Below are 7117 nucleotides of genomic sequence, written 5' to 3'. Positions count from 1 at the left end.
TAGTTCATGGAGGTACCGATGACTATACTACCCAACCTACAGGCAATTCCGGACCTAGAGTTGGATGTGGTGTAATTGTTAAACTTTAATTTTATTAAGGGATGAATTGAGCAGGAAGCAGTAAAAGGGCCTACTCATTCATCCTACTGATTGATACAAATTAAATCACCAAAATTTTACGCTAAAATGTTACAACCAAATGGGTTATGGATTGTTATAAGTGTATAAAAACTTATAAAACATGAAAAAATTATTGTTGCCCAGTGCAATAGGGATGGTTCTTCTATTTGCCATTTTGTTAAATGCTTGCAATAGTACGAAGATCATTTCATCCTGGGCTGATCCTCAGGGGACAATAGAAAAATCTAATAAAGTGCTGGTGATTGGATTAATGGGCGCGAAAGACAGAAGCCTTAAAGAAAATGTAGAGAACGTAACCGTACAGAATCTTAAGGCCCATGGCATTAATGCAGGCTCGGCACTGGCCGAGTATGGCCCAAAGGCTTTTGAGGGTCTAAGTGAATCTCAGGCGCTTAAGAAAATAAAAAACAAAGGGTATGATGGCACTTTTACAATTGCCTTATTAGATAAAACGAAAGAAAAGAATTACAACCCTGGTTCGGTAAGCAYCTGGCCAAGAACCTATCGTTTCTGGGGCTACTATCATACGATGTATGCCAGGGTTTATGAACCCGGATATTATACGGTAACCAACAAGTTCATACTTGAAGCGAATTTCTATAGCTTGAATACCGATAAACTTATTTATTCCGTGCAGACTAAATCATCGGATCCTTCCAGTCCCCAGGCCCTTGCTACAGACTTCAATAAAAGATTATTCGATGATATGATTAGTAAAGGTGTAATTAAAYAATAGGAGGATACAATGTATGAGAACATTTCCAGTTAGATTCAGGAAAGCGAGCATGGAACTGGATGTCCTTGTAACTTCATCCGATAACTGCCTGAGATTTAAAGTAGAATTGGTTACAGGCGAACCAGACCCTATTGTGCTCAGTCGGGCTAATGGAAAATGGACCATAGAGCACCCGGGATCAAGGTGTTTCCCTCCTGAAGGATATGAAGATCTGGAAAAGGCTATTGATAACTACTTAGAGAAGAATCCGTAAAAATATTAAGCTTTAGCTGCAAACTCATCTGTGTACATTTTAAGGTTCTTTTTTAAGATTCCCCTTGCCATATGTATCCTTGTTTTTACTGTTCCTATTGGTACGTGCAGCATTTCAGAGATTTCATGATATTTAAAGCCTTCAAAATACTTAATGAACGGGGTTAAATATTCAGGTTGAAGTTTCTTCATTGCATTATGAATGTCTTCAAGCATAAATTTATTTTCCCCTGAATTCCCGGTAGCACTATTCTGTAATTGCGACACAGGGATTTCTTCGTGCGTAGTAATGAATGATCTGGTCTTAACTCCCCTTCTATAGCTATTGATAAAAGTGTTTTTCATGATGGTATATAACCATCCACGAAAATTTGTGCCATCCCTGAATTTTCTGGAATAGCGCATTGCCTTCAACAAAGTATCCTGAACCAGATCATTGGCATCCTCATAGTCCTGGGTAAACTTAAAGGCAAAAGTTTCTAGAGCGCTTTGATTTAGACTAAGCTGGTGGTTGAAATCAGTAGTGTTMATGGCTAGGAGGTTTAGGGAGTGACTACTTTTTAATTCATTTTGATCAATATTTCAATGGTAATGATATCTGTCAAAATACGTACCAAAACATAGATAACGTTCTGATAGCCAACATTCAAGTTCTCTCCTACTCCTGATCCAGGTATTCCATTCCCAGAGGCGTTATTGAGGCTGAATGCTGTACGCTATGTCTATTGATTGTTATAAACCCCAACTCTTCAAGTTCTTCATACTGTTCTTCCATTCCACCCAGTATTGAAGAACTTACTTGTTGGTCAATAATCTCTAATAATGATTTGATTTCCTCTTTTTCCATGGCATTAATACTTTAATAGATTTCTTTAAACGTCTACTTAAAGTTAATAAAAACCATTTGTTTTTTAACTATGAAAGATTATTGCTTTTATAATGAATGTCAGACAGGTTTCTTAAGGTTTCTGCAGCTGCTTCCGGTGTAATATCACGCTGAGGATTGCCAAGCATTTCGTATCCTACCATAAACTTTTTAATTGTTGCAGAGCGTAAGAGTGGTGGATAAAAGTGCATATGCCAATGCCACTCTGCGTGATCACCGTCGTTTACAGGCATTTGGTGCATACCAGCCGAGTAAGGGAAAGAAACCTGGAAAAGATTATCGTATCTTACTGTTATATTTTTGAGGGCCGAGGCAAGATCTTTTTGCTCTTTATCGGTGAACTCCAATATACTTCTTACATGTCTTTTACTGATAATCATGGTTTCGTAAGGCCATACTGCCCAGAAAGGCACCAGTACTACAAAACTATCGTTTTCAAATACTATTCTCTTTTGCTCTTTAAGCTCTACTTTAAGATAGTCTGTCAGTAAACTTCTGCCGTTTACCTGGAAATATTTTTTTTGATTTATTGTTTCTTTATGGATCTCAAGGGGGATGCTGTTCTGTGCCCAGATCTGACCATGGGGATGTGGATTACTGCATCCCATTAACTCACCTTTATTCTCGAATATCTGAATGTGCTTAATTGAAGGGTTTTCACTTAAAGTTTTAAACTCTTCTGCCCATAACTGGATAATCCCTTTAATTGCATTCAGATCAAGTTCTGCAAGTGTAAGATCGTGACGTGGAGAAAAAGCAATAACTCTACAAATTCCCGACTGGCTTTCAGCTTTAAGTAAACCGTCAATAGCAATTTCTCCTACAGGAGTATCCGGCAATAACGCCGAATAATCGTTTGTAAAAGCAAAATTGGTAGTGTAATCCGGATTTCTACTTCCGTCTGCCCTTTCGTTACCGGCACACAGATAACAAGCAGGGTCGTGTTGAGGTCGGTTGTCGGCAGGCAGGGATTCTACCTTTCCCTGCCATGGACGTTTAGTTCTGTGTGGAGACACTAAAACCCACTCTCCGGTTAATATATTTTGCCGCGTGTGCGGGTGTTCATTCATATCAAAATTGGTATCCATCTTGTGTCTTATCTGTTTTATTCTATTTTACTTCTTCAATTTTTAATATTACACTCGCTCTTGATGAGTTCACATCCGGGTTAAATCCAACTTTCATCAGGAAATCTCCTGTGTAAGATTTGCCGCCTTTTATAGTTGAAGTAGTACCTGGATAAAGATTTATCTCTTCAATTTTGTATTTCTTGGCAGCATCTAATCCCTTTAATAGAATCGGCAGGCTACTGTTTACTCCATACCTGTAGTTTACAAGATAGTTAAAGATCACCCCGGAAGATTTGTTTTCGTCCATATACAGCATTGAAGCTACGCTAGATTCTTTTGGGTTAGATAAGCGGTATTGATTACCCTGCCAGATGATATGCTTTATTTCATTATAAGTTTTAATTGCATCCTGACAGTATTTAAGGTCATTCTCTTTTAAATGACTAACCACGATGTCAAATCCTAATTTACCCATCATGGCCACATCAGTACGGAACTTAATTGGTTGTTTACCCCAGTCGGTCACATGATTAGAACTTGCTATTGCAGGGTAGAAATAAGAATATTCCCACTGCATAAAAATACGTTCAAGTGGATCTGTATTGTCACTAGGCCAAAACTCTGTAAAATATTGCAATGCAGCATAATCTACCCTGCCGCCACCGCCAGAGCAAAGCATCATTGGAACTTTAGGATACTTAGCTCTTATTCTTTCTAATACTTTATATAATCCACGTACATATTCAATGTAAAAGTGCGATTGATTTTTAAGAGTAGCAGAGTGTGCATTGTAAATAACCGCATTACAATCCCATTTAATGTAGGCTAGATCCGGATTTTTAGTGAATAGATCATCAACCACACCATATACAAAGTCTTGAACTTTAGGATTAGTTAAATCAAGCACCAATTGGTTTCTAAAATAATACTCATCTCTCTTAGGTTGCTTGATTACCCAATCAGGATGTTTTTCATACAATTGACTTTTAGGATTCACCATTTCAGGTTCTATCCAGATACCAAATTTCACGCTGTTATTCTGAGCTTCCTTAACTAACGATGAGATTCCGTTAGGTAATTTCTCTTTGTTTTCTTCCCAGTCACCAAGACCTGCAACATCACCATTACGAGGGTATTTATTTGCAAACCATCCATCATCTAATAAAAATAAGTCTACACCTAGTTTCTTAGTATCCTTTAAAAGTCCTGCAAGTTTGCTTTCATTGAAATCAAAATAAGTTGCCTCCCAGTTGTTAAGCAAGGTTAATCTGGTACCCTTACCATCCAGAAGTTTGTAGTTTCTTGCCCAGCTTTGAAGATTTCTGCTCGCTACACCCTTACCTTGCGTAGACAAGGTATACAGAAATACAGGAGTAACAAATTCTTCATTTGGTTTAAGTGTATACGGAGAAGCGTAATTGTTTATACCTGATATAATGCGTAGGTTATCCTGATAATCAACTTCCAGATCAGTACGGAAGTTGCCGCTATATTCTAAAGCACCAAATAGCACTGTACCTTCATCTTCTGTTGCCGGCTTATTTAGAGATACCATAAATACAGATGGCTGAAAAAGATTAGCTCTTGTACCTAATTTAGTGTCAAGTGTCTTTATGCCATGGGTAAGTTTTGATTCTTCCGACTGCATCTCTTTGGCCCAGTCGCCATGGTATTGATTCAAATAATAACCTGCACTTTTTAYGTGAAGATTAGCTGAGGCATACTTATGAAGTGTTACATTGCCTTTTTCATTGTGTTTAATGGACGACCATTGCTCTACAACATCTTCTTTATAGTATGTTTTATAATAAAGCGTAACTGTAAAATTATAGGCTGGATCTTTCAAAACTATGCTTAATAGTGAAACATCATCATTTACCTTCTTTAAATCATGACTAACATACTTTAAATCCAATGAGTTGTTGCCATCTGCATGTGTTACGGTTATAGCAGGCTCTAATAAGTTTCGTGAACCTGAAGCAGTATAGGCTGAATTAAGCATTCCAGTATAATCAGGAGTTTGCTTAAACACACCAGACACCTCACCATATTCACTGGTATTAGATAATTTCTTTCCAAAATAAACTGTTCCCAGATCTTTATTCGTATCTGCCTGTAATATCAAAGCATTATTTTGCGTTTCTATGGGTATAATGGTTTGTGCAACTAGCTTACCGGTGTTTAGCATTATACTTGCAGAAAGCATAGCAAATGATGCATAGGCTGGAATTGAGTGTGTCTTAAATCTCATGTTAAAAAATATATTTGGTATTACGTTGTATAATTAAAATCTTGTTTAACCATATCTAAATGAAGCCTTGCTCCCAGATGTTCTGCATCAAGTTCAAGGGCTTTAAATAGTGCATCAGTGGCATTTTCAAATTTTGCAAGGCCAAGATAGCCTAAACCTTGCAAAAAATAGCAATGAACTTTATTTCTAATGTCAAGATCATCTTCAAATATTAATAAGTTTGGCAATGACACAGCAAAGTAATCAATCTTAACCTGATCATTAATGTGCTGGTTACCATAGCCTATTAGTTTATTAAATATCTGTTCAGCCTTCTCTACATTTCCAAGTTTCTTCCAGGCCAGTCCCTGATAAAATATTTTGTCAGGTTGCTGATCGTTGTAAAACATGGCTGCTGATGGTTCGTCAAGTCCCTTTGTTGCGATGTTAAAATATTTCTTTGAGTTCTCTTCGTCATTTAATCCTTTGTATGCACAACCCAGCCAGTAGAATATGTCATTCTCCTGAGCTCCATATAACTTTCCCTCACCCAGATTATGCGGATAAGTTTGTGCGTCATTTAGTAATGAGATGGCCTCTTGATACGATTCGTTCTGTATTTTTTCTTTGGCAAGCTCAATAAGGCTGCATACGTATTGACCTGAAGCTTTACCCTCTCCGCCCTCCCAGGGATGGAACTTGTGTTGCATCAGCAATTGAAGAGCTTTCTCGTTCTCGCCAAGGAAATTATATATTGATATCAAATCCAGATATACATCATCTCTTTGTAATGCGGTGTCCAAATTCTTTTCCAGAAAGCCTAAGCGTTCATTAGGACTTCTATTTAATCTCTTGTAGAGTTGATGCAGCTCCATACATAAACGATCATCCAGAGGATCCAATTCAAACGCCTTTTCGAAACAGGCTAAAGCCTTATCCTGATCATTTTGTTTATTGAAATAAGCAATACCAAGATTTCTTAACACAGTCGGAAAATCTCCATTTAATTTAGCTGAAGTCTCCCAGTAGGCAATTGCCTCATCATACTGTCGTTTGTCGTAGAATAAATTACCAAGATAGTAAGGCGCTTTTGAGTCATCAGGATTTAACTGCATGGCAGCTCTTAGAACTTTTATTTCCTGTAGCCTATTAGGAAAACATAAGTAAGAATCTGCTTCAGCGGCCGTTTGAAAATAATTACTTGCAAGCTCAGTCTGAGCCAGTTTATGGTGGAAATATCCCAGGTAATAATAAACTAATGGATTTGTCTCTTTTCCTTTGATGGCATATGTAAGTAAATCAATTGCTTCGGAGAATAGACCAGATTCTGCATAATCTATAGCATATTCAATAAAGTTCTGTTCATATCCCCTGGCTAGTGTAACTAGTTCCTTCAAATATTTTTCTTCATTTAACGCATCGTTCAATGATCTGTAAACACATACTTTCTCAAACAATGCGCCTAAATTAAATGCGTCTTTTTCCAGAGCCAGATCCGTGGTGCGAATTGATTGATCTGCCTGACGCAGCTTTCTGTAAGCCGCAGATTTTACAACATAAGCTTTACTGTTATTGGCGTTGTTATCTATCGAGTGATTAATGTGATCCAAAGAAAGTTCGTAATCTCCATTGATCATATCAATCTGTGCTACTGAGAAATAACCGCTATCTTTGTAAGCCTTATTCCATGTAGATTTGTAGAATACTTTATATGCTTCTTCTTGTTTATCTTGGAATTTAAGAGATAAGCCAAGGTTATAATATGCTTCACAATCATAAGGATTCGGATTCCTTTGGACACT

General features: G+C 37.4%; 8 protein-coding genes. 3 read left to right on the top strand and 5 right to left on the bottom strand.

From position 1 onward, the window contains the following. From AC1DG9_RS20315 to AC1DG9_RS20305, 3 genes are all read left to right on the top strand, one after another. Positions 1-89 (top strand): superoxide dismutase family protein (locus tag AC1DG9_RS20315; RefSeq protein ID WP_477635138.1); only part of this gene is annotated, 89 nt, incomplete at its 5' end. A gap of 152 nt (positions 90-241) precedes the next feature. Next, complete coding sequence (locus AC1DG9_RS20310) at positions 242-877, top strand: hypothetical protein (RefSeq protein WP_477635137.1); 636 nt, start codon at positions 242-244, stop codon at positions 875-877. 13 nt (positions 878-890) lie between these two features. Beyond that, on the top strand, positions 891-1130 hold the full coding sequence (locus AC1DG9_RS20305) for a hypothetical protein (RefSeq protein ID WP_152542262.1): 240 nt from the start codon (positions 891-893) through the stop codon (positions 1128-1130). Between the two features lie 5 nt (positions 1131-1135). Here AC1DG9_RS20305 and AC1DG9_RS20300 read toward each other — a convergent pair whose 3' ends face one another. From AC1DG9_RS20300 to AC1DG9_RS20280, 5 genes are all read right to left on the bottom strand, one after another. Further along, positions 1136-1660, bottom strand: a complete 525-nt coding sequence (locus AC1DG9_RS20300; RefSeq protein ID WP_172662762.1) for an RNA polymerase sigma factor — start codon at positions 1658-1660, stop codon at positions 1136-1138. A 127-nt stretch (positions 1661-1787) separates the two neighbouring features. Next, positions 1788-1976, bottom strand: a complete 189-nt coding sequence (locus tag AC1DG9_RS20295; protein ID WP_048905677.1) for a hypothetical protein — start codon at positions 1974-1976, stop codon at positions 1788-1790. A 68-nt stretch (positions 1977-2044) separates the two neighbouring features. Next, positions 2045-3103, bottom strand: coding sequence for a UDP-glucose--hexose-1-phosphate uridylyltransferase (locus AC1DG9_RS20290; RefSeq protein ID WP_337716094.1), 1059 nt, complete (start codon positions 3101-3103; stop codon positions 2045-2047). A gap of 22 nt (positions 3104-3125) precedes the next feature. Further along, entirely contained in the window at positions 3126-5336 is a 2211-nt protein-coding gene (locus AC1DG9_RS20285; RefSeq protein ID WP_477635136.1) for an alpha-galactosidase, read from the bottom strand. 20 nt (positions 5337-5356) lie between these two features. Then, on the bottom strand, positions 5357-7117 hold a 1761-nt coding region (locus AC1DG9_RS20280; protein ID WP_477635135.1), incomplete at its 5' end, for a tetratricopeptide repeat protein.

Source organism: Pedobacter sp. 05L430, assembly GCF_056397585.1.
Note: the sequence above shows the minus strand (reverse complement) of the source record. Positions and strands in the feature narration are given on the sequence as shown.